The organism is Streptomyces sp. NPDC017095, from assembly GCF_044332325.1.
In the GTDB taxonomy this organism is placed as follows: domain Bacteria; phylum Actinomycetota; class Actinomycetes; order Streptomycetales; family Streptomycetaceae; genus Streptomyces.
In genome coordinates this window covers 303635-324801 of sequence record NZ_JBIROU010000002.1, presented here as the reverse complement: position 1 = coordinate 324801, position 21167 = coordinate 303635, and the positions used below count along the sequence as shown (strand labels likewise).

17 protein-coding genes and 1 pseudogene are annotated in these 21167 nt (G+C 74.6%); 10 read left to right on the top strand and 8 right to left on the bottom strand.

Going from position 1 to position 21167, the window contains the following annotated elements; all coding sequences use genetic code 11:
* Positions 1–14: 14 nt before the first annotated feature.
* Positions 15–512 carry a MarR family transcriptional regulator gene (locus ACH4OA_RS04415; protein ID WP_365873210.1) on the bottom strand — a complete coding sequence of 166 codons (498 nt, stop codon included), beginning with the start codon at positions 510–512 and terminating at the stop codon, positions 15–17.
* A gap of 107 nt (positions 513–619) precedes the next feature.
* Between ACH4OA_RS04415 and ACH4OA_RS04410 the strand changes: the two genes are divergently transcribed.
* Genes ACH4OA_RS04410 through ACH4OA_RS04400 form a run of 3 tightly spaced genes read left to right on the top strand, consistent with a single transcriptional unit; the run spans position 620 to position 3454 of the window.
* Complete coding sequence (locus ACH4OA_RS04410) at positions 620–1564, top strand: EamA family transporter (protein ID WP_397939854.1); 945 nt, start codon at positions 620–622, stop codon at positions 1562–1564.
* 29 nt (positions 1565–1593) lie between these two features.
* Complete coding sequence (locus ACH4OA_RS04405; protein WP_397939855.1) at positions 1594–2514, top strand: DMT family transporter; 921 nt, start codon at positions 1594–1596, stop codon at positions 2512–2514.
* A 22-nt stretch (positions 2515–2536) separates the two neighbouring features.
* Complete coding sequence (locus tag ACH4OA_RS04400) at positions 2537–3454, top strand: LysR family transcriptional regulator (protein WP_397939857.1); 918 nt, start codon at positions 2537–2539, stop codon at positions 3452–3454.
* An 81-nt stretch (positions 3455–3535) separates the two neighbouring features.
* Here the strand turns inward: ACH4OA_RS04400 and ACH4OA_RS04395 are convergent.
* A pseudogene (locus tag ACH4OA_RS04395) lies at positions 3536–3682 on the bottom strand (GntR family transcriptional regulator); the annotation flags it as partial.
* On the opposite strand from ACH4OA_RS04395, the gene ACH4OA_RS04390 reads away from it, so the two are divergent.
* Positions 3621–4067: an NAD(P)-dependent oxidoreductase gene (locus ACH4OA_RS04390; protein ID WP_397939912.1), complete on the top strand. Its 447-nt coding sequence runs from the start codon at positions 3621–3623 to the stop codon at positions 4065–4067. The pseudogene ACH4OA_RS04395 and the gene ACH4OA_RS04390 sit on opposite strands and share 62 nt — an antisense overlap.
* Before the next feature lie 9 nt (positions 4068–4076).
* Positions 4077–4622, top strand: a complete 546-nt coding sequence (locus ACH4OA_RS04385; RefSeq protein WP_397967563.1) for an NUDIX hydrolase — start codon at positions 4077–4079, stop codon at positions 4620–4622.
* Positions 4623–4681: 59 nt separating this feature from the next.
* On the opposite strand, the gene pepN is transcribed toward ACH4OA_RS04385, so the two are convergent.
* Positions 4682–7255, bottom strand: a complete 2574-nt coding sequence (gene pepN / locus ACH4OA_RS04380) for an aminopeptidase N (protein ID WP_365873200.1) — start codon at positions 7253–7255, stop codon at positions 4682–4684.
* A gap of 113 nt (positions 7256–7368) precedes the next feature.
* On the opposite strand from pepN, the gene ACH4OA_RS04375 reads away from it, so the two are divergent.
* Complete coding sequence (locus ACH4OA_RS04375) at positions 7369–7887, top strand: DUF1203 domain-containing protein (protein WP_397967561.1); 519 nt, start codon at positions 7369–7371, stop codon at positions 7885–7887.
* A 107-nt stretch (positions 7888–7994) separates the two neighbouring features.
* On the opposite strand, the gene ACH4OA_RS04370 is transcribed toward ACH4OA_RS04375, so the two are convergent.
* Positions 7995–8237, bottom strand: a complete 243-nt coding sequence (locus ACH4OA_RS04370; protein WP_397967559.1) for a hypothetical protein — start codon at positions 8235–8237, stop codon at positions 7995–7997.
* Between the two features lie 306 nt (positions 8238–8543).
* Complete coding sequence (locus tag ACH4OA_RS04365; RefSeq protein WP_365873194.1) at positions 8544–9563, bottom strand: aspartate-semialdehyde dehydrogenase; 1020 nt, start codon at positions 9561–9563, stop codon at positions 8544–8546.
* A gap of 333 nt (positions 9564–9896) precedes the next feature.
* Here ACH4OA_RS04365 and ACH4OA_RS04360 point away from each other — a divergent pair, with 333 nt between their 5' ends.
* Both ACH4OA_RS04360 and ACH4OA_RS04355 read left to right on the top strand, forming a co-directional pair.
* A complete protein-coding gene (locus ACH4OA_RS04360; RefSeq protein WP_397967557.1) occupies positions 9897–10445 on the top strand; it encodes an RNA polymerase sigma factor in 549 nt (182 codons plus the stop codon).
* Between the two features lie 772 nt (positions 10446–11217).
* Positions 11218–11979, top strand: coding sequence for a hypothetical protein (locus ACH4OA_RS04355; RefSeq protein ID WP_397967555.1), 762 nt, complete (start codon positions 11218–11220; stop codon positions 11977–11979).
* A gap of 102 nt (positions 11980–12081) precedes the next feature.
* On the opposite strand, the gene ACH4OA_RS04350 is transcribed toward ACH4OA_RS04355, so the two are convergent.
* Complete coding sequence (locus tag ACH4OA_RS04350) at positions 12082–15411, bottom strand: S8 family serine peptidase (protein ID WP_397939867.1); 3330 nt, start codon at positions 15409–15411, stop codon at positions 12082–12084.
* A gap of 572 nt (positions 15412–15983) precedes the next feature.
* Between ACH4OA_RS04350 and ACH4OA_RS04345 the strand changes: the two genes are divergently transcribed.
* Together ACH4OA_RS04345 and ACH4OA_RS04340 are read left to right on the top strand one after the other, a co-directional pair.
* Entirely contained in the window at positions 15984–17759 is a 1776-nt protein-coding gene (locus ACH4OA_RS04345; RefSeq protein WP_397967554.1) for a TIGR03767 family metallophosphoesterase, read from the top strand.
* Positions 17760–17854: 95 nt separating this feature from the next.
* Positions 17855–18982 (top strand): serine hydrolase domain-containing protein, encoded by a 1128-nt coding sequence (locus ACH4OA_RS04340; protein ID WP_397967552.1) that lies wholly within the window; start codon positions 17855–17857, stop codon positions 18980–18982.
* 21 nt (positions 18983–19003) lie between these two features.
* Here ACH4OA_RS04340 and ACH4OA_RS04335 read toward each other — a convergent pair whose 3' ends face one another.
* Together ACH4OA_RS04335 and ACH4OA_RS04330 are read right to left on the bottom strand one after the other, a co-directional pair.
* Entirely contained in the window at positions 19004–19822 is an 819-nt protein-coding gene (locus tag ACH4OA_RS04335) for an SGNH/GDSL hydrolase family protein (protein WP_397967550.1), read from the bottom strand.
* 99 nt (positions 19823–19921) lie between these two features.
* The gene (locus ACH4OA_RS04330; RefSeq protein WP_397967549.1) at positions 19922–20962 is read right to left on the bottom strand and encodes a hypothetical protein; all 1041 of its coding nucleotides are present in this window, start codon (positions 20960–20962) and stop codon (positions 19922–19924) included.
* Between the last annotated feature and the right edge of the window lie 205 nt (positions 20963–21167).

Genomic DNA, 21167 nt, shown 5'->3' with positions numbered 1-21167 from the left:
CGCGACGCGCGCGGCTACTGCGCCGTCGCCGCCAGCAGCTTGCGCAGCAGGCCGGCCAGCTGGCCGGCCTCTTCGGCGTCCAGCGCGGCCAGCGCGGCGCCCTCCTCGGCCAGGCCGGCGGCCACCGCCTCGTCGACCAGCCGCAGCCCCTCCTCGGTGAGGGTCACCCGCAGACCGCGCCGGTCGTGCGGGTCGGGGGAGCGACGCAGCAGCCCGGCGCCCTCCAGTTTGTCGAGCCGGCCGGTGGTGCCGCCGGTGGTGAGCATGAGGGTGGCCGACAGCTCGCGCGGCGAGAGGCTGTACGGCTCGCCGGACCGGCGCAGGGTGGCCAGGACGTCGAACTCGCCGCGCGCGATGCCGTAGGGCTTGTACGCCCGTTCCATCCGGTCGCCCATCGCGCGCGAGAGCCGGAAGATCCGGCCGAAGACCTCCATGGGCCGGGTGTCCAGGTCGGGGCGCACCCGCGCCCACTGTCCGATGATCCCGTCGACCGGGTCTGACTGTGCGTGCATGGGCCGAGTATCGGCCCGCCTCCGCTTGCCCGCAAGAAAGGCACTTGACGCTAAGTAGCTTAGCGCTAAGCTACTTACGAGTGACCTACTCCTGGAAAGGCTCCGCCATGGCCGCCCGTCCCCGCGCCGCGAGCACCGCCGCCACCATCGCCGTCACCGCGCTCGCCCCCGTCTCCTGGGGCACCACCTACGCGGTCACCACCGAGTTCCTGCCGCCCGACCGGCCCCTGTTCACGGCCCTGGTCCGGGCCCTGCCCGCCGGCCTGCTGCTGCTCGCCGCCACCCGGGTGCTGCCGCGCGGCACCTGGTGGGCCAAGGCCGCCGTCCTCGGCGTGCTGAACATCGGCGCCTTCTTCCCGCTGCTGTTCGTCGCCGCGTACCGGCTGCCCGGCGGGATGGCCGCGGTCGTCGGCTCGGCCGGGCCGCTGTTCGTCGTCGGTCTCTCCGCGCTGCTCCTCGGGCAGCGGCCGGCCGCGCGCACCGTGCTCACCGGGCTGCTGGCGGCCTTCGGCGTCAGCCTCGTCGTCCTGAAGGGCGCCGGGGCGCTGGACCTCACCGGGGTCCTCGCGGCCCTCGCCTCCACCGTGTCCATGGCCACCGGCACCGTGCTGACCAAGCGCTGGGGCCGCCCGGCGGGCGTCGGACCGCTGGCGCTCACCGGCTGGCAGCTCACCGCCGGCGGGCTGCTCATCGCGCCGCTCGCCCTGCTGGCCGAGGGCGCCCCGCCGGCCCTCGACGGCCGTGCCGTGGGCGGCTACCTCTACCTCGCCCTGGCCAACACGGCCGTCGCCTACTGGCTCTGGTTCCGCGGGATCGGCCGGCTCACCGCCACCCAGGCCGGCTTCCTCGGCCCGCTCTCGCCGCTGACCGCGGCGGCCGTCGGCTGGGCCGCCCTCGGCCAGTCGCTCACCCCGGTGCAGACGGCGGGCATGGCGCTGGCGTTCGGCGCGACGCTGGCGGGCCAGCTCACCGGTCCCCGACCGTTCAGTTCCGCTGAAAAGACCGGTCGGAAAGATGCGATGGACCTGACGGTTCCGGCGCTGCGACGGTAGGGACACCACCGGCCCCGGAAAGGCACCCTGTGACCGCAGTCGCGCACGAGACGACCCCCGCCGCCCCCATCGCCCCCCGCCGGCGGCCCGCCGCCCCGCTCCTCGGCCTCGCCTGTGCCGCGCTCGCCACGGTCGTCTGGTCCGGCAGCTTCGTCACCTCGCGCGGACTGCACGACAGCGTCCCGCCCGTCCAGCACGCCTTCTGGCGATGGGTGATCGCCCTGCTCGCCGTCGCCCCCTTCGGCGCCCGGCGCGCCTGGCGGCAACGCCACCTCTTCCGGCGGCACGCCCGGTACGTCCTGCTCACCTCCCTGCTCGGCGTCGCCCTCTACAACACCCTCGTCAACCAGGCCGGACTGAGCACGCCGGCCGCCACCATGGGCATGATCATGGCCGCCTCGCCGGTGCTCATGGCCGTCTTCGACCGGCTGGCCGGGATACGGCTCGGCGCGCGGCGCACCGCCGGGCTGCTGCTGGCCTGCGCGGGCGTGGCCCTGCTCGTCGGCGGCGGCGCCGGCTTCTCCCCGGGCACCCTGTGGATGCCGGCCGCCGCCTGCTGCTTCGCCGGCTACAGCGCGCTGCTGCGCCGCCGGCCGGCCGGACTGGACGGCACCGCCTTCCTGTTCACCACCTTCCTCGCCGGCACCGCCCTGCTGCTGCCCGCACAGGCCGTCAGCCTCGCCGTACAGGGCGGCTTCCGCCCCACGCCCGGCACGGTCCTGCCGCTGCTCTACGTCGGCGTGGCCTCCTCCGCGCTCGCCTTCTTCGCCTGGAACAAGGCCGTCGCCCTGATCGGCGCCACCCGCGCCGGCCTCGTCTACTACCTCCAGCCGGTCTGCGTGGCCGCCCTGTCCTGGGCGCTGCTCGGCGAACGCACCGGCCCGGCGGGGCTGCTGTGCCTGGCGCTGATCCTGGCCGGGGTCGTGCTGGGCGCGGGCTCCCGGCGCTGACGGCGGCGTGTAGCGTGCGCACATGACCGAGTGGGATCTGAGGAAGCTGCGGATCCTGCGCACCCTGCGCGAGCGGGGCACGGTCACCGCGACGGCCGAGGCCCTGCACCTGACCCCGTCCGCGGTCTCCCAGCAGCTGTCCAACCTCGCCGCCCAGCTCGGCGTGGACCTGCTGGAGGCCCAAGGCCGCCGGGTCCGGCTCACCGACGCGGCCCGGCTGGTGCTGGCCCACACGGAACCGGTGTTCGAGCAGCTGGAGCGGGCGGACGCGGCGCTCGCGGCGTACGCGCGCGGCGAGGCCGGCGAGGTCCGCGTCGGCGCCTTCCCGACCGCCGTCCCCGCCCTGGTCGTACCGGCCGTACGGGCGTTGCGCGCCGGCCACCCGCGGGTGACCGTCCGGGTCCGGGAGGCGGAGGCCGCGGAGGCGTACGAGCTGCTGGCCGCCGGGGACGTCGACCTCGCCCTGTCCCTGGCCGCCGAGGCGCCCGGCGCGGCCGATCCCCGCTTCACCCGCGTGCCGCTGCTCGCCGACCCGCTGGACGTGGCCCTGCCCCCGGACCACCCGCTCGCCGCGGCCCCCGGCCTGACCCTCACCGACCTCGCCGCCGAGTCCTGGATCTTCGGCGGCAGCGGCCCCTGGTCCGACATCACCCGCCGCGCCTGCGAGGCGGCCGGCTTCAGCCCCCACCAGGGCCACTCGGCCTCCGGCTGGACCGCGATCCTCGCCATGGTGGAGGCGGGCATGGGCGTCGCCCTGGTCCCGCGGATGGCGGCGGACCGCCGGCCGGGCGTGGTCCTCAGGGAACTGGGCCCGGACCGGCCGGTACGGCACGTGGTGGCGGCGGTGCGCAGCGGTGGCGCCGCCGCCCCGGCGACCGCCAGGGTCCTCCGGGCCCTGCGCCGGGCGGCGGACCGGACGCCCGGGGGTGAGGACGCGTAGACGGGGCCCGCACCGCTGAGTCCGCGGTCCCCGCCGTCCCGCCGGACGGGCGGCCGCCCGTCCGGCACCGGCATGCCCCGGTCACTCGCTTGTGAACTCGTACTGCAGTTCGTAGAGGTGCCCCGCCTTGACCATGACGGTGGCTTCGATGGGGCGGTCGTCGTCGCTGTACACGACACGCAGGGTCCGGAGCACCGGAAGGTCGCTCGGCAGGCGCAACGCCTGGTATTTAAGCCGGGGTGACATCCTGCACGGCCGTACGGCACTCGTCATCGGGTTCGGCAAGCTGGGGTCGAGTATCGCCCGCCTGCTGCACGCCAAGGGCGTACGCGTGACGGTGTACGACGTCGATCCTGTTCGCCGTACGCAGGCGCTGTCCCAGGGCTTCACGGCGAACGGGCTGGAGGACGCGGGACTCGTTCCCAACGGCGGCAACGCCGTCAACTTCCTGCACGGCGCCAGCGTGGGGCCGTTCATCTTCCTGGTGCAGGCCGAGATAATCGCCGCTTCCGCAGTGCTCGCTGGTGGCGGACTCTGCCCGGGCATGCACGAGATCGGCCCGGCCGATCGCGCCGCCATCGCCGCGACCTGGCTCGACTACTTCAACCAGTGAGGACGTACGGTGCCCATCACAGCCGACCACATCCGCGCAACCGTCGACGCGTACCTGCAGGTCCGTCCGGAGGAGAAGGAGCGGCTCACCCGCATCACGGAACTCCTCGACGACCCGGTGGCGGACATCACCAGTCGCAAGGAGTTCCGGGGGCACGCTACGGCGGGAGCGGTCCTGGCCGATCCCACCGGACGAGTGCTGCACATCGAACACCTGGCCCTGAAGCGCTGGCTGCTGCCCGGCGGACACCTGGAACCGGGCGACGCCACTCTCCTCGCCGCAGCACTACGCGAGCTGACCGAGGAAACGGGCATCTCCGCCTCGGATGTCGTCCCGGCAGGGGAATGCCCCGTGCACATCGACGTCCACCCGATCCCTGCCCATCCCGCCAAGGGCGAGCCTGAACACCGGCATTTCGACTTCCGGTTCATGTTCCGCACGGCCGTCGGCGTCGGTGAACTCCAGACCGAGGAGGTGACGGACGCTGCCTGGCGACCCGCTGACACGATCGAGGACGAGGCGCTGCGCGGCCGGGTTCTCCTCGCCCTGCGCTGATCAGCCCGCGCACACGACAGGGCGCCCGGTAAGGAAACCGGGCGCCCTGTCGACGGTGGTCAGCCGGTCGTCGCCGCGTCCGCCGCCTGGGCCTTCAGGGCGCGTTCGACGCCCGCGCGGGACTCCGAGACCAGACGGCGCAGGGCCGCGGTCGGCTCGGCCGAGGCCAGCCACGCGTCCGTCTTGGCCAGGGTGTCCGCGCAGACCTGGACCGCCGGGTACAGACCGACGGCGATCTGCTGGGCCATCTCGTGCGAACGGGAGTCCCAGACGCCCTTGAGGACCTCGAAGTACCGGTCCGTGTACGGCGCGAGCAGCTCCCGCTGGTCGGTCTGCACGAAGCCGCCGATCACGGCCTCCTGCACGGCGTTGGGCAGCTTGTCGGAGTCGACGACCGAGGCCCACGCCTCCGCCTTCGCCTCCGCCGTCGGACGGGCCGCGCGGGCGGTGGCCGCGTGCCGCTCGCCGGCCGCCGTCCGGTCCCGCTCGTACTCGCCCGCGATCTCCGGCTCGTCGTACCGGCCGACGGCCGCGAGCCGCTGGACGAACGCCCAGCGCAGCTCGGTGTCGACGGCCAGGCCCTCGATGGTCTGGGCGCCGTCGAGCAGGGCCTCCAGCAGGTCCAGCTGCTCCGGGGTGCGCGCGGTCGCCGCGAACGCCCGGGCCCAGGCGAGCTGGTGGTCGCTGCCCGCCTCGGCCGTGCGCAGGTGGGCCAGCGTGGCGTCGGTCCAGCGGGTCAGCAGCGCCTCGCGGGCGGCCGGGTCGGCGTACAGGTCGATGGCCAGCTTGACCTGGCGGTGCAGCGACTGCACGACACCGATGTCCGACTCCTTGCCGATGCCGGACAGGACCAGGGCGAGGTAGTCCCGGGCGGCCAGCTCGGCGTCCCGCGTCATGTCCCAGGCCGACGCCCAGCACAGCGCGCGCGGCAGGGACTCGGCGAAGTCGCCGAGGTGCTCGGTGACGACCGCCAGCGACCGCTCGTCCAGCCGGACCTTCGCGTAGGACAGGTCGTCGTCGTTGAGCAGGATCACCGCCGGACGGCGCCGGCCGGCCAGCTGCGGTACGGCGGTCAGCTCGCCGTCCACGTCCAGCTCGATCCGCTCGGTGCGCACCAGCTTGCCCGCGTCGGACAGGTCGTACAGGCCGATCGCGATGCGGTGCGGGCGCAGCACCGGCTCGCCCTGGGCGCCGGCGGGCAGCGCCGGGGCCTCCTGGCGGACGGCGAAGGAGGTCACGGTCCCGTCCGCGTCCGTCTCCACCTCCGGGCGCAGGACGTTGATGCCGGCCGTCTCCAGCCACTTCTTCGACCAGGTCTTCAGGTCCCGGCCGGAGGTCTCCTCCAGCGCGCCCAGCAGGTCGGACAGGCGGGTGTTGCCGAACGCGTGCCGCTTGAAGTACGCCTGCACGCCCTGGAAGAACTCGTCCTCGCCGACGTACGCCACGAGCTGCTTGAGGACGGAGGCGCCCTTGGCGTACGTGATGCCGTCGAAGTTGACGAGCACGTCGTCCAGGTCGCGGATGTCCGCCATGATCGGGTGGGTGGACGGCAGCTGGTCCTGCCGGTACGCCCAGGTCTTCATCGAGTTGGCGAACGTGGTCCACGAGTGCGGCCACTTCGAGCCGGGCGCGGCGGCCTGGCAGGCGATGGAGGTGTAGGTGGCGAACGACTCGTTCAGCCACAGGTCGTTCCACCACTCCATGGTGACCAGGTCGCCGAACCACATGTGGGCCAGCTCGTGCAGGATCGTCTCGGCCCGCACCTCGTACGCCGCGTCCGTCACCTTCGAGCGGAAGACGTACTGGTCGCGGATGGTCACCGCGCCCGCGTTCTCCATCGCGCCCGCGTTGAACTCGGGCACGAAGAGCTGGTCGTACTTCTCGAACGGATAAGCGTAGTCGAACTTCTCCTGGAACCAGTCGAAGCCCTGCCGCGTCACCTCGAAGATCGCGTCCGCGTCCAGGTACTCGGCGAGCGAGGGCCGGCAGTAGATGCCGAGCGGCACCGACTGGCCGTCCTTCTCGTACACGCTGTGCACGGAGTGGTACGGGCCGACGATCAGCGCGGTGATGTACGTCGAGATCCGCGGGGTGGGCGCGAAGGCCCAGACGTTGTCCTTCGGCTCCGGCGTCGGCGAGTTCGAGACCACGGTCCAGCCCTCGGGCGCCTTCACGGTGAACCGGAACGTGGCCTTCAGGTCCGGCTGCTCGAAGGACGCGAAGACCCGGCGGGCGTCCGGCACCTCGAACTGCGTGTACAGGTACGCCTGTTCGTCCACCGGGTCGACGAAGCGGTGCAGGCCCTCACCGGTGTTGGTGTAGGCGCAGTCCGCGACCACCCGCAGGACGTTGCGGCCCTCCAGCAGTCCCGGCAGCGCGATCCGCGCGTCCTTGAAGACCTCCGCCGGGTCCAGGTGGTCACCGTTGAGGACCACCTCGTGGACGGCCGGGGCCACCAGGTCGATGAAGGACTCGGTGCCGCCGCGGGCCGCGTCGAAGCGCACCGTGGTCACGGACCGGTAGGTACCGCCCTCCTGCGCGCCGGAGAGGTCGAGATCGATCTCGTACGAGTCAACGGTGAGCAGCTCGGCCCGCTGCTGCGCCTCTTCGCGAGTCAGGTTTGTGCCAGGCACGCGGTCATCTCCTCGTGATGTGTCGGTTGCGTCATCCTTCCATGGGACCGACGGGGAACGCGATGTCCGGTTCCCGCCGGTGGGCGCGCCGCCGGAACGCGACGCTTACCGGTATGACGACCCACACCGCACGCCCCATCGCCCCGGCCGTCCTGGAGGAACTGCGCACGGCCGACGACGCGGGCCGCCCCCTGCGGCCGGTGACCGACCAGGAGGGCGGCGCCCCCCTGCGCTGCTGCCTGCGCCGCAGCGCTCCCGGCGAGCGGATCGCCCTCGTGTCGTACGCGCCGCTGCGCCGCTGGGCGGCCCGCACCGACGCCGACCCGGGCGCCTACGACGAGCAGGGCCCGGTCTTCATCCACGCCGAGGAGTGCGCGGGCCCCGACGGCGACGCCCTGCCGTTCACCAACTCCCACCGCGCCCTGCGCCGCTACTCGGCCGACGGCCGCATCCTCGGCGGCCGGCTGGTGACGGACGCGGACGGCTTCCAGCCCGCCCTCACCGAGGCCCTCGCCGACCCGGAGGTGGAGCTGGTGCACGTCCGGGCGGTGGAGTACGGGTGCTTCCTGTACGAGGTGGGCAGGCCCCACGACGCACACGGGCCGGCGGCGGACGGTCCCGGACGGGCGTGACCCGCCGCGGCCGGCCGGGACGCGGACGGCCGTGACGCGCCGAGCCGGACGGGCGCGGGGCGCCCGTCCGGCCGGGGGGTGGCGGAGCCGGTGGTCCGCGAGCGCGCTCAGCTCACGACGATCACCACGACGCCGGTGCCGCCGAAGCCGCTGCGGAAGCCGTTGCCGAAGAAGTCGTTCCGGGCGAAGCCGCCGCAGTTGCCCCACCAGCCGCCGCAGCCGTGGTGGGCCGGGACGGCCTGCGGGGTGGCCGCCGGGGCCGCGCCCGCCGTGCCGAGCACGGCGCCGCCGGCCAGCAGGACACCGGTCGCGGTCGCCGTGAACAGACGCCTCACACGTTGTGCTTTCATGGGCCTACCTTTCCTTCCACGCCCTCGCGGGGGGTTTCCGGTACGGGGGCGACGGCCACTGCCGCGGTGCGCGCGGGCGGCCTGGGGGGACGGAAGGCACGGCCCGCGTTCCCTGTGCTGCCGGGGCCCGGTGCCCCGGCACACGCCCGCCGGCGGGCACACCGCCCGGCCGCGCTCCTCCTCCCTCACGCTAGCCCCGCGCCACCGACTCGGCATCTCGGCCGGAGGGCGGCCACGGAAAACCGTGGCCGCCCTCGTCGGTGTGCAGGCGCCGGTGTGCACGCGCCGGCGTGCGCGTCGCGTGGGTTACCTCGCCGACAGCTCCGCCGCCACCAGCTCCGCGATCTGGACCGCGTTCAGCGCGGCGCCCTTGCGGAGGTTGTCGTTGGAGATGAACAGGGCCAGGCCGTGGTCCACCGTCTCGTCACGGCGGATGCGGCCGACGTACGACGGGTCCTGGCCGGCCGCCTGGAGCGGGGTCGGGATGTCGGAGAGCGCGACGCCCGGCGCCCCGCCCAGCAGCTCGACGGCGCGCTCCGGGGAGATCGGGCGGTCGAACCGGGCGTTGACCTGGAGGGAGTGGCCGGAGAACACCGGCACGCGCACGCAGGTGCCGGACACCTTCAGCTCCGGGATCTCCAGGATCTTGCGGGACTCGTTGCGCAGCTTCTGCTCCTCGTCGGTCTCGTTCAGACCGTCGTCGACGACCGAACCCGCCAGCGGGAGCACGTTGAAGGCGATGGTGCGGGCGTAGACCTGCGGCTCGGGGAAGTCCACCGCGGCGCCGTCGTGGGTCAGCTTGTCGGCCTCGGCCGCCACCTTCTGCACCTGGCCGTGCAGCTCGGCCACGCCCGCGAGGCCCGAACCCGACACCGCCTGGTACGTGGCGACGACCAGCGCCCGCAGGCCGGCCTCCTCGTGCAGCGGCTTGAGCACCGGCATCGCGGCCATCGTGGTGCAGTTCGGGTTGGCGATGATGCCCTTGGGGCGGTCGGCGATCGCGTGCGGGTTCACCTCGGAGACCACCAGCGGCACCTCGGGGTCCCGGCGCCAGGCCGAGGAGTTGTCGATCACCACGGCGCCCTGCGAGGCGACCTTTTCGGCCAGCGCCTTGGAGGTCGCGCCGCCCGCGGAGAAGAGCACGATGTCCAGCCCGGTGTAGTCGGCGGCCGACGCGTCCTCCACCGTCACACCGTCCAGCACGGTCCCGGCCGAGCGGGCCGAGGCGAACAGGCGCAGCTCCGTGACCGGGAAGTTCCGTTCCGTGAGGATCCTGCGCATGACCGTGCCGACCTGACCGGTGGCTCCGACGATTCCGACCCTCACGGCGACTCCCTCTGCTGTGTCTCTTGCCTGACCGGGGCGTTTCCATCATGCGGCCGACCCCGGTCCACCTGTCCAATTCTTTGCCGGACGTGCCCGAGGAATGGGACACGCCCGGTCCGCGGACGGTTCCGTACCTGCGCCGGGCAGCCCGCCGGGCTGGAGGAATTCCCTCCCCGAGGGCCCCGCGCCGGAAGCTGTGCTGTCCCGGCCCCTGCCCGTCCGGTCCGGCGGCCATACGGCGGTGTGACCTACGTCTCCGCGTCCGGCCGCCGCGGACCGAACGTTTCCGCCCGGTGGCGCGTCGTAGGGGCAAACGCGTGAGGGGGGTGGCTTGTGCTGCGCGGAACGGCGCGCCGCGACCAGGGACCGTCCGCCGCCGGCCCGGCGCGGGCCGGCGGCGATCCGCTGGACGCGGCCCAGGAACGCCGGGTGCGGGCGGTGCTCGCGCTGGGCGGGGTGCCGCAGTCGGACCTGCCGGACGGGGTGCAGCAGGTGCGGCTGCGGCTGCTGGAGCGGGCCGCGAGCGGGTGCGAGGCGCCGCGGGACGTGGCGGCGTGGGCCGCGGTCGTCGCCTCCAACCTGGCGATGGACTGGCACCGGGCCAAGCGGCGCCGGGAACGGCTGGGGGAGCGGCTGGCCGCGCTGCGCGAACCCCCGCACCCCTCCGGGGAGGAGACCAGCCTGCTGTCCCTCGCCGTCGCCCGGGGCCTGGACGAACTGCCCGCCGCCCAGCGGCAGGTGGTCGTGCTGCGCTTCTTCGCCGACCTGCCGGTGCGGGCCATCGCCGCGGAGCTGGGCGTTCCCGAGGGCACGGTCAAGAGCAGGCTGCACACGGCGGTCCGCGCGCTGCGCGCCCGGCTGCACGAGGACGAGGTGGTGTGACATGACCGCCGGACACGACGACACGCGGGGCACCGGAGCCACGGAAGGACACGAATACCGCAACGGCTTGGCCGGGCACCACCCGGAGCGGGGCACCGGGGCCGGGGAGCGCCCGGCGCACGAGGAACGGGACAGCGGGACCGGGCCGGCTCCGGAGCACGAGGGGCCGGGCGGCGGGGTCGGGGTGCGTTCGGAAGGCGAGGGGCCGGGCGCTGGGGTCGGGGTGCGTCCGCAGCGGGAGGGGCCGGGCGGCGGGGTCGGGGTGCGTCCGCAGCGGGAGGGGCCGGGCGGCGGGGTCGGGGTGCGTTCGGAAGGCGAGGGGCCGGGCGCTGGGGCCGTGGAGCGTTCGGAAGGCGAGGGGCCGGGCGCTGGGGCCGTGGAGCGTCCGCAGCGGGAGGGGCCGGGCGGCGGGGTCGGGGTGCGTTCGGAAGGCGAGGGGCCGGGCGCTGGGGCCGTGGAGCGTTCGGAGTTTGAGGGGTCGGGCGGGATCGAGGCGCGTCCGGAAGGCGAGGAACCGGGCGGCGAAGCCGTGGAGCGTCCGGAGGGGGAGGAACTGGGCGGCGAAGCCGTGGAGCGTCCGCAGCGGGAGGGGCCGGGCAGCGGGGCCGTGGAGCGTCCGGGAGACGGGAGGCCGGGCGGCGGGGCCGGGGCGCGTTCGGAGTTTGAGGGGTCGGGCGGAGGGGCCGGGGCGCGTTCGGAGTTTGAGGGGTCGGGCGGCGAGGCCGAGGGGCGTTCGGAGTTTGAGGGGCCCGGCGGTGGGGTGGATGCCCTGATGGTCGCGATCACCGGGGAGTCGCCGCCGGAGCGGGTCCGCCGGGACCCCGGCTTCCGTGCTGAGCACCAGGCCGCCGAGGCCGATCTCGCGCTGCTCAGGGACCGCCTGGCATGGCTGGCCGAGGCGCTGACGGGGGAGGCGGGCGAGGACGCGGTCGCCGGTGGGACGGCGCGGCCGGCCGGTGGCGCCCGGCCGTCCGGAGCGCGGCCGCACCGCCCCCGGGACCGGACCCGCCCCGCCGGCCCGCCCCGCCGCCGGCCCGCGCGGGTCGCGCTCGGGGTGCTCGTCGGGGCCGCCGTCTTCTGTCTGGCCCTGGGCCTCGGCCGGCTGGCGACCTCGGGCGGCGGAGTCGCACAGGACGACGGCGCGGCGTCGGCCAAGAGCGGCACGAGCGCCGCGGCCGGCGGCCGGCCGGCCGACCCGGCACGCGAACTGGCCTGCTCCCGACTGGTCGTGGAGGGCACCGTGACCCGGGTGGAGCGGCAGGCGGAGTCCTCGTCGAGCCGGGTCACGCTGTCCGTGAGCCGCTCCTACCGGCCCGCGCACGGCCCGGCGGACGTGGCCGTCCTGCTCGACGCGGACGCGCGGCCCGCGCCGCGCGCCGGACAGCACGTGCTGGTCCGGGTGGCCCGGGGCGAACGGTCCGCGGCCCTGTGGGCCGTCGGCGACGACCGCGTGGCCGCCGCGCGCGCCTGGATCACCGACGCCCTGCCCGGCTCCCGGGACCTGGCCTGCCCCGCCGAGGACGACGCCTCGTGAACGGCGGCGCCCGAGGCGGCGCTCGCCGGACCGCAGAAGAGGGGCGGGCGTCCGTCCGGACCCCCGCCCCTCTCCCCGGTGCGCTTGCGCGCGTCACCGCCGTTACGGCGTGACCTTGCCGATCCTCACGCTGCCGGTGCCGGCGACCGTGCCGCGCGCGTTCACCAGCTGCACCCGGCCGAAGAACTCGCGGCCGGCCGGTGCCTGCGCGGCGGCCGTGACCTGGCCGCTCACCGTCGCCGAGGCGCCCGTGCCCAGCGTGACCGGGGCCGAGCCGTCGACCGTGACGGAGCCGAGCGCGGTGGAGAAGAACACGTCCCGGTAGTCGTAGTCGGTCGAGCCGGACGGGACGGAGTAGCCCACGACCTCGACGGTGTAGGTGCCGGCGGCCGGGGACGGCACGGAGACCGCCTCCTCCGAGTCGCCGTCGGCGGACTTGCCGACCTCCTTGCCTGACGCGTCGTACACCGCCAGGTCCAGGTCGGCCGCCGCGTCCGAGACCCCTCCGATGGCGACGTCGAGCGAGGTCGCGCCGGCCGGGACGGCCACCGTGGTGGTCTGCTTCTGGCCCTCCTTGACGGCCGGGCGGGCCGACTGCGCGGAGCCGAGCGGACCGCCGGTCAGCTTGCCGTCCAGCGGCGCGTAGGCGTTGGTCACCTTCCAGGAGGCGGTGACCGGCGTGCCCACGCGGGCCTCGGGCACGGTGACGGTCTCCGGGTCGAAGGCCGCGCCGAGGACGGAGACGTCCAGCCGGTAGGGGTTGTCGAGCAGCGGGGAGGTGCGCCGGGACTCGACCTCGACCTCCCAGACGCCGGCCTGCGGGGCGGCGTAGGAGCGCACGCCGGGCTTGCAGCCGTTGCCGTCCAGGTAGTTGCTGTAGCAGTACGGCGTCGAGGTGTTGTCGGACGGGACGCCGTAGGGGTGGACGGCGATGAACCGGGTCTGGCTGCCGTCCCGCAGTCCGCCGAGCGCGACCTCCAGCGACGTGGCGCCCTGGGGCACGGTCAGGAAGTACGACCGGGTGCTGTTGCGCTGCACCGAACCGGACGCCGCGTAGGTGTACGTCACCGGGTCGGCGACCACGACGGTGGTCAGGACCTGCTTGTCGACGCCCTCCGTCCGCGGGTCGTCGACCTCCAGGATCGCGCTCTTGAGGCCCGCGGAGGACGGGGCCGCCTGGACCTGGACGGTGACCGGCCGGTTCAGCGGGAGCCGCACCACGTCGTCGCCCACGATCCGGAAGGTGTGGCCGGCGTTGTTCTCGAAGTGCAGCTCGTGCCGGACGGCCTGGTCCGGGCCGGAGGTGCGGGTGAGCGTGAGGGCGTAGGTCTTGCGCTGCCCCGCCTTCAGGCCGCCCTCGCGGTCGTACAGGCCGGTGCCGAAGCCCGGGGTCTTCAGGGCGTCGTCGAGCGCGGTGTCGACCGGGGCCTTGACCGTGTACTCGTGGGCCGTGGCGCCGTCCCTGACGGACTCCCAGGCGTCCACGACGTTGATCAGGCCCGCGCCCTCCTCGTACGCCTGCGCGCCCTTGATGTGGTCGGCGGTCGAGGTCAGGGCCGTGCGCAGGGTGGCGGGCGGCAGGTCGATGCCCTTCTGCTTCGCGGCCGACAGCAGCAGCGCGGAGGCGCCGGCGGCCTGCGGCGAGGCCATCGAGGTGCCCTGGAGCATCGAGTACCCGGCCGGCAGCGCGTAGCCCGCCTCGGCGACCGGGGAGCCGGGCAGCCAGGTCTGGGTGGTGTTGACGGCGGCGCCGGGCGCGCTCAGGGTCGGGGCGAAGCCGCCGTCCTCACGCGGGCCGCGCGAGGAGAACGGCATCATGGCGTACTTCTTCTCCACCGCCGAGCCGTAGTTCGCCGCCCAGGTCGCCTGGGAGATGGCCGCGCCGACCGAGATCACCTTGTCCGCGAGACCGGGGTCGCCGATGGTGTTGGCGCCGGGTCCCGAGTTGCCCGCGGAGATCACCAGCTGGACGCCGTAGGTGTCGATGAGCCGGGTGTACAGCTCGGCGCGCGCGTTGTTGCCGTCGTTCAGCGCGGGCAGGCCGCCGATCGACATGTTGACGATGTCGACACCGCGGTGGGCGACCAGGTCGATCATGCCCTCGGTGAGCGCGACGTTGGTGCAGCCGCCGGTCCAGGTGCAGGCCCGCGAGGAGACGATCTTCGCGCCGGGGGCCGCGCCGTTCATCCGGCCGCCGAACAGGCCGTGGGCGGCGGTGATGCCGGCGACGTGGGTGCCGTGCTCGGACTCGATGACCCCGATGTTGACGAAGTCGGCCTTCTTGCCGACCCAGTCGCCGCCGTAGGGGTCGGTGGGCACGTCCTTGCGGATCTGGACGACGAACGGCTGCCGCTCGGCGACGTCGGTCTTCGGGTCGTCGGTGCCGAACCAGCCGATCTGATGGTCCTCCCGGTACGGCTTCATCGGCGTGTCGTCGGTGAAGTCGAAGTCGTTGTCCAGGTCGACGCGGACGGTGCCGGCGGCCGGGTCGTACAGCACGCCCCAGGCGTCGGTGGTGTCGCCGTCGCGGTTGGCGTCGCCCTTGGCGTCGCCGCCGGCCGTCGCGGACTCCCGGAACAGGCTGATCTGGTAGTCGCCCGCGGGCGCCTTCCAGGTCGCGCCGCCGTAGCCGAACGACGGACCGCTGACCGGGTTCGTCATCCGGCGCCAGGTGCCGTCGCCGTCCAGGATCGGGTCGGTCGCGGTGACCCAGTCGGTGATCTTCCGCTCGCCCGTGGTGGTCTTCTGCAGCGCCGGGTGGCCGAGGTCGACGCCGGAGTCGAGGATGCCGATGGTGACGCCGCGGCCGTCCGCCTTCGGATGCCCGGCGACGAAGTCGACGGCGCCGGTCTCGAAGGAGGGGTTGTACGGGTTCTCCGCCGGGGTGTTCCGGCCCGGTGCCGGATAGGTCCTGGCCGCCGTGGCGGACCCGGCGGCGGCGCCGGCGTCCGGCACCGGGTCGTCGAGGGGTATCTCCCGCCGCAGGTCGATGGCGTGCACGGAGGACAGCTTCGCCGCGGCCGCGATGGCCGCGTCCGCCCTGCCGGTGGGCACGGTGGCGCGGACGTAGCCGACCCCGTCGTCGCTGTGGCCGACGGAACCGCCCTCGACCGCGTCCAGCTCAGCGGCCACCTGCTCGGTCCGGCCCGGCGCCGTGGCGATCATCATCGTGACGTTCTTCGCGCCGTCGGCCTTGGCCTCGGCGAGCGTGTCGGCGTCGTCCGCGCCCAGCTTGGCGTGGGCGGACTTGGCGCCGGGACCGGCGTCGGCCGGGGGGCTCTGCCGTGCGTCGAGCGTCGGGTGAGCGTCCGCGGCGAGGGCCAGGGGGACCGGGCCGGCCGCGCAGAGGGCGGCCGTCACGCCCACGGCCACGGCTATCCGGGCCAGGCGTCTGTGGCCGGGTATGGAATCACGCTCGGGGGTGTGGGTCATCGGCATCCCTCAGGTAGCGAGAACGAGCGGACGGGAGCGCTCAGCCTGGCCGAAGGGACCGCGGTTTGGGGTTCGTTGACCGAATCGAGATGAACGTATGGGGAAAACCCGCGATGGCATGCGGGCGGATCGGGTGCCGATGGCCCGGTTTGTGCCCGGTTCTCCCCGCGGTGACCGGCGACCGGTGACCGGTTACCGATGTCCGGGTCCGGCGGGTCCGGGTCCGGGTCCGGCGAGTCCACGGCCGTCGGGTCCGGGTCCGGCGCCGCTCGTCGGTGTCGCGCCGCGGTGCCGCGCGGCGGCCGTGGCCGGACGCCCGCCGCGCGGACGGTTCCCGGGCCCGCCCTGCCCCGGCGGATGAACGACGCGTGACCGCCCGCGGACCGGCCGCGTGCCACTGTGTGACCACACCCGGTACCCCGTGATCCACGTCCGGTGATCGGTGTCACGCGTTGCGGCCGCGTTCACGCACAGGCCATTCCCGCTGCCAACGATCCACGGTGAGCGGGGCGTTCGCGTCCGTGACGGCCCGCGACCACCGTCGACGCGTACGCACCCGGGGAGATCGCGCCATGCCGCGCACACGCTCTGCCGCCGCCCCCGCCGCGGGGCCCCACCGCCGTTCCGTCCTCGCCGCCGCCGGCGCGGCCGCGCTCTCCGCGGGCGCCGGTTTCGCCCTGCGCCCCGCCGACAGCCAGGCCGCCACCGCCGCCGCACCCGCCGGTGCGGGCGCCCCCGCCGGGACGCCCGCCGCCGCCCGGAACGCCGCCCCGGCGGCCCCCGCCGCCCCCTACACCAAGGGCACCACCCTCGCCTCGGTCGCCACCCCGCTCAACGGCTCCGGCTACCGCCGCCTGGGCGACGGGCCCGGCTGGCCCCGGGTGGTGCGCGCCGAGCTGGCCGCGCCCAAGGCGGGCCGGGAGCACCGCCGTACCGCCCTGGCCGCCTTCGTGCAGTTCACCGACCTGCACCTGATGGACGTCCAGCACCCGCTGCGCCTGGAGTACCTGCGCGCCGTCGACACGCACGCCTGGCGTCCGCACGAGGCGCTCACCGTGCCCGGCGCCGTGTCCCTCGTGGAACGGGTCAACGCCCTGCGCGGCGCCCCCGTCACCGGCGCCCCGCTGCGCTTCGTGATGACCACCGGCGACAACACCGACAACAACGCCCGCTGCGAACTGGACTGGTTCCTGCGGGTGATGAGCGGCGGCCGGATCACCCCGAACACCGGCGACCCGAGGCACTACGAGGGCGTGCAGAACAGCGGTCTGAAGCTGTACTGGCAGCCCGGCTCCACCGCCCGCGACCACGACAAGGCGCTCGGCTTCCCGCACCTGGAGGACTTCCTCGCCGCCGCGATCCGCGAGGTGACGAGCCCCGGCCTGCGCCTGCCCTGGTACTCCACCGTCGGCAACCACGACGCCCTCCCGCTCGGCTGCTACGGCTCGCACGGCGACCGCCGCCTCGCCGAGGCCGCCGTCGGCGGCCGCAAGCTGATGAGCGTCCCCGCCGCCGACGCCCGCCGGCTCCAGGACTCCCTCAAGCACGCCGAGGACCCCAAGGGCGCCGGCTACCGCGACTTCCTCACGGCCCACGCCCGCTCCGCCCGTCCGGTCACCCCGGACGACCGGCGCGCCCCCTACACCCGCGCCGACTACCTCAGGGCCCACCTGGACCCCGCCCACCAGGGCCACGGCCCGGCCGGGCACGGCTACACCCCGGCCAACCTGGACGCGGACACCCAGTACTACGCCTTCCGGATCTCCGACGACGTCCTCGGCATCAGCCTGGACACCACCGACCCGGGCGGCCACTACGACGGCTCCCTCGGCACCGCCCAGCTGAAGTGGCTCGACCGGACGCTGAAGGCCCACAAGGACTCCTACGTCGTCGTCTTCAGCCACCACACCAGCAAGACGATGACCAACACCCGGCCCGACCCGGCCCGCCCCGGCGAGCGGCGGCACGGCGGCGCCGAGGTGCTCTCCGTGCTGTCCGCCCACGCCAACGTGCTGGCCTGGGTGAACGGGCACATCCACAAGAACGTCGTCACCGCGCACCGGGCCGCCGCCGGGCGCTCCTTCTGGGAGATCTCCACCGCCTCGCACGTCGACCACCCCCAGCTCGCCCGGATCATCGAGCTGACCGACAACAAGGACGGCACGCTCTCCCTGTTCACCACCCTGGTCGAGGCCGCCGCCCCGCACCGCACCGACTACACCGACCTCTCCCAGACCGGCCTGGCCGCCCTCTACCGCGAGCTGGCCTGCAACGCGCCCGGCGCCGGCAAGACCCTCGCGGGCGGCGCGCGCGACCGGAACACCGAGCTGGTGCTGAAGAAGGGCTGAAACCCGCCCCACCGCCGTGCCCCCGGGCAACCTCCGCGCCCCGCCCCGGGTCCCTTCCGCCGACCGCACCACCCACCCACAGGCTGGGGACAGACATGCGCGCACGCACCGCTTGCCCGGGCATCACCGCCCTGCTCCTGACGGCGGCCCTCGCCGCTCCGGCCGCCGCGGCCGGCTCCGCGCCCCACGGTCACACCGCCACCCGGGAGGCGGTCGCGGCCGCCGTCGCCGCGGGCGTGCCCGGCGCGACCGCCACCGCGCGGGACGCCCACGGCACCTGGTCCACGGCCGCCGGCACGGGCGACACCCGCACCGGCGAACCGCGTTCGACGGCCGACCGCTACCGCGTCGCCAGCATCACCAAGACCTTCGTCGCCACCGTCCTGCTCCAGCTCGAAGCGGAGGGCCGGCTCTCCCTGGACGACACGGTGGAACGGTGGCTGCCGGGCGTGGTCCGCGGCCACGGCCACGACGGCCGCGAGGTCACCGTCCGGCAGTTGCTGAACCACACCAGCGGCATCCACGACTACCTCGCCGACCCCGATTTCGCCCGCGCCTACTTCACCCCGGAAGGCTTCTTCGCGCACCGCTACCGCACCCTCGCCCCGCGGGAGCTTCTGGACTACGCGATGCGGCACGAGCCGGACTTCGCGCCGGGCACCTCCTGGCGGTACTCCAACACCAACTACGTCCTCGCCGGCATGGTGATCGAGAAGGTCACGGGCCGCCCGTACGCCACCGCGGTCGACCGCCGGATCATCGCGCCGCTGCGGCTGCGGGCCACCTCCGTGCCCGGCACCCGGACCACCCTGCCCGAGCCGAGCGGCCGGGCGTACTCGACGTTCAAGGTCCCCGGCCGGGCGGTGTACGACGTGACGGACCTCAATCCGTCCATGGCGTCCTCCGCAGGCGAGATGATCTCCGACTCCGCCGACCTGACCCGCTTCTACGGCGCCCTGCTCGGCGGCGGGCTGCTGCCGGCGCGGCAGCTCACGGAGATGAGGACCACGGTGGCCACCGACACGCCCGGCATCCGCTACGGCCTCGGTCTGACGGACACCCGGCTGGCCTGCGGCACGCATGTCTGGGGCCACGACGGGGGCATCCACGGCTCCGCCTCCGAGGTGGCGGCGACGGCCGGCGGCCGGCACTCCCTGGCGGTCAACTTCAACGCCGACTGGACCGGGGACACGGGGGCCGTGGTCGAGAAGGAGTTCTGCTGACCGCCTCCGCGCGCGGTGCTCCTACCGCCACCCGGACACGCGGGTGAGGACCGGCAGGTAGCCGAGCGACTGCCCCGGCGCAGTCGGGTGGTAGGACTCGGTCAGCGCGAACACCTCGATGCTGTGCATCCAGGGCGTGGCCGAGCAGATCTCGTGGCCGGCGAAGGCGACCGTGACGTCGGCGAAGGTGAAGCCGTGGGCGGCGGCGCGTGCGGCGATCACAGCGTTGAGGTGGTCCACGGCGTCGTTGACCGCGCCGCGTTCGCCGTCCGGCAGGCCCAGCCGGCAGGCGCCCGCCAGGTGGTACAGGTGCGGATAGCCCAGCACCACCACCCGGGCGGCGGGCGCCCGGTCCCGGATGGCCGTGTAGAGCCGGTCCAGGCGGTCCGTGAGCGCGGTGTCCATCGTGGTCCGGGACCGGGACACGGCGCCGTCGCAGCGGCTCTGGCCGCCGAGCGCGCAGGTCGCCAGGACGCCCGCGAAACCCGTGTCGCTGCCCCCGGCGGTGAGCGTGACCAGGCCGGTGCGCGGGCTGAGGTGGCCGAGCTGATCGGTCAGCACGTCCTCGGCGCCCGCGCCGTTGCAGGCGGCGAAGGTGAAGGAGCGCGGCGCGTGCGCCTCGGCCCACAGCGCGGGATAGGCCCGGCTGCTGCGCTTGCACTCCTTGCCCGACGCCAGGTAGTCGCCGGCGCCGACACCGGAGGAGTAGGAGTCGCCGAGGGCCACGTAGCCGCCGGCCACGGCCCGGGAGGCCACCTCCGCCGTCGCGGGACCGGCGAACGCGCAGGCGGACGCGAGGAGCAGGGAGCAGGCGCCGACGGCTATACGGGACTGTTTCATGCCTCTCCTCTACCGTGGCCGGCGTCGCCCCGCCCGCCGTGCCGGTCCATTGCGGTGAGCCCTCACCCGGCCGGTCCAGGAGAAGTCGCGCGGCCGGCGTCACCGGGGCAGCACCACGACGTGCGCGGCCGGCTCGCGGTCCCCGGCGGCCATCAGCGCCGTCCGCACCACCGCCGCCTGCTGCTCCGGACAGTCCCGCAGCTTCCTCGGATCGACGTGCACGACCGTGATGCCGAGCCGCTCCAGGTGCTCGCGCCGGGCCGCGTACCGCGACCACGGGGCGCCGTCGTCCGGCCGGGCCGCCCCGGTGTCCAGCTCGACCGCCACCGCCTGGTCCGGCCAGTAGGCGTCCAGGCCGCCCAGGTGCGGGCCGCCGGGCAGCCTCAGGCCGACGTTCCAGACCGGGTCGGGCAGACCGTGCTCGCGGACCATCCGGTACAGGCGGTCCTCGGCGAGCGACCGGCCCTCGGCGAGCAGCGCCTCCACGGCGTCCACCACGTGCGGGCGGTGCAGCAGCCGCGCCCGCGTCAGCTCCCGGACCACGGCGGCCGGTTCGCAATGGCCGCCGCGCACCGCCTCGGCCAGCAGCCGCCGTACCGTCTCGGCGTCCGTGTGCTCCGCCACCGCGTCCGCCAGCGCCCGGGGCACCGGCGCCACCGGCAGCCCCGTCACCAGCCGCGGCTCGGGCAGGTCGCCGGTGCGCCGGACGCGGACATAGCCCGCGCAGCGCAGCCGGCGTGTCCGGGGGACCAGCACGTCCACATGGTCCAGGCCGGACAGCGCGGGGGCGGTCGAGAAGCCGTGCAGGGCGAGCGCCGCCAGACCGGTGAGCACCGCCTCCGGGTACGGCGTGCGGGGCGTGCCGGCGGCCGTCGGCTGGGCCGGCACACCGCCCGGCTCCGCCGCGCGGGCCGCGTACAGCAGGGCCCCGTGCAGCCGCTCCTCGCCGGTGGGCGGGCCCGGGTGCAGCAGGACCACGTGGGGCAGCAGCTCCCGCCAGGGGCCGTCCGGGCCGCACCGCGCGGTCTGCTCGGCCGCCGGCACGCCGTGGGCGCGCAGCTGGGCGGTGGTCAGGACCCGGCGGTGGGCGTCGGCGAGGTGGCGGAGCGGGCGCGGGGACAGCGGGGTGTTGTGCGTCATGGTGTCGGGATTCCCGCACCGGGACCCGCCTGTAACCGCTGTGACACATCCGTCGAGGAATCCGGACAAGACGGCACTAAAGGTCAGGTGTTCGGGTGCCGACAGCAGACGGGAAACCCCTGGTCCGCTCGGGTGCGGACCAGGGGTTACGGGTGACTTCGCCCGGATTTCGTAACGATCGCCGGCGGGCGGTTCCGGGCCGGGG

Excerpts from the sequence above, each read along its gene's own strand:
- ACH4OA_RS04370 (WP_397967559.1), bottom strand. The coding sequence starts at position 8,237 with ATGAAAGCACAACGTGTGAGGCGTCTGTTCACGGCGACCGCGACCGGT.
- ACH4OA_RS04415 (WP_365873210.1), bottom strand. The coding sequence starts at position 512 with ATGCACGCACAGTCAGACCCGGTCGACGGGATCATCGGACAGTGGGCG.
- ACH4OA_RS04355 (WP_397967555.1), top strand. The coding sequence starts at position 11,218 with ATGGTCGCGATCACCGGGGAGTCGCCGCCGGAGCGGGTCCGCCGGGAC.
- ACH4OA_RS04335 (WP_397967550.1), bottom strand. The coding sequence starts at position 19,822 with ATGAAACAGTCCCGTATAGCCGTCGGCGCCTGCTCCCTGCTCCTCGCG.
- ACH4OA_RS04345 (WP_397967554.1), top strand. The coding sequence starts at position 15,984 with ATGCCGCGCACACGCTCTGCCGCCGCCCCCGCCGCGGGGCCCCACCGC.
- ACH4OA_RS04410 (WP_397939854.1), top strand. The coding sequence starts at position 620 with ATGGCCGCCCGTCCCCGCGCCGCGAGCACCGCCGCCACCATCGCCGTC.
- ACH4OA_RS04375 (WP_397967561.1), top strand. The coding sequence starts at position 7,369 with ATGACGACCCACACCGCACGCCCCATCGCCCCGGCCGTCCTGGAGGAA.
- ACH4OA_RS04340 (WP_397967552.1), top strand. The coding sequence starts at position 17,855 with ATGCGCGCACGCACCGCTTGCCCGGGCATCACCGCCCTGCTCCTGACG.
- ACH4OA_RS04330 (WP_397967549.1), bottom strand. The coding sequence starts at position 20,962 with ATGACGCACAACACCCCGCTGTCCCCGCGCCCGCTCCGCCACCTCGCC.
- ACH4OA_RS04350 (WP_397939867.1), bottom strand. The coding sequence starts at position 15,411 with ATGACCCACACCCCCGAGCGTGATTCCATACCCGGCCACAGACGCCTG.
- ACH4OA_RS04400 (WP_397939857.1), top strand. The coding sequence starts at position 2,537 with ATGACCGAGTGGGATCTGAGGAAGCTGCGGATCCTGCGCACCCTGCGC.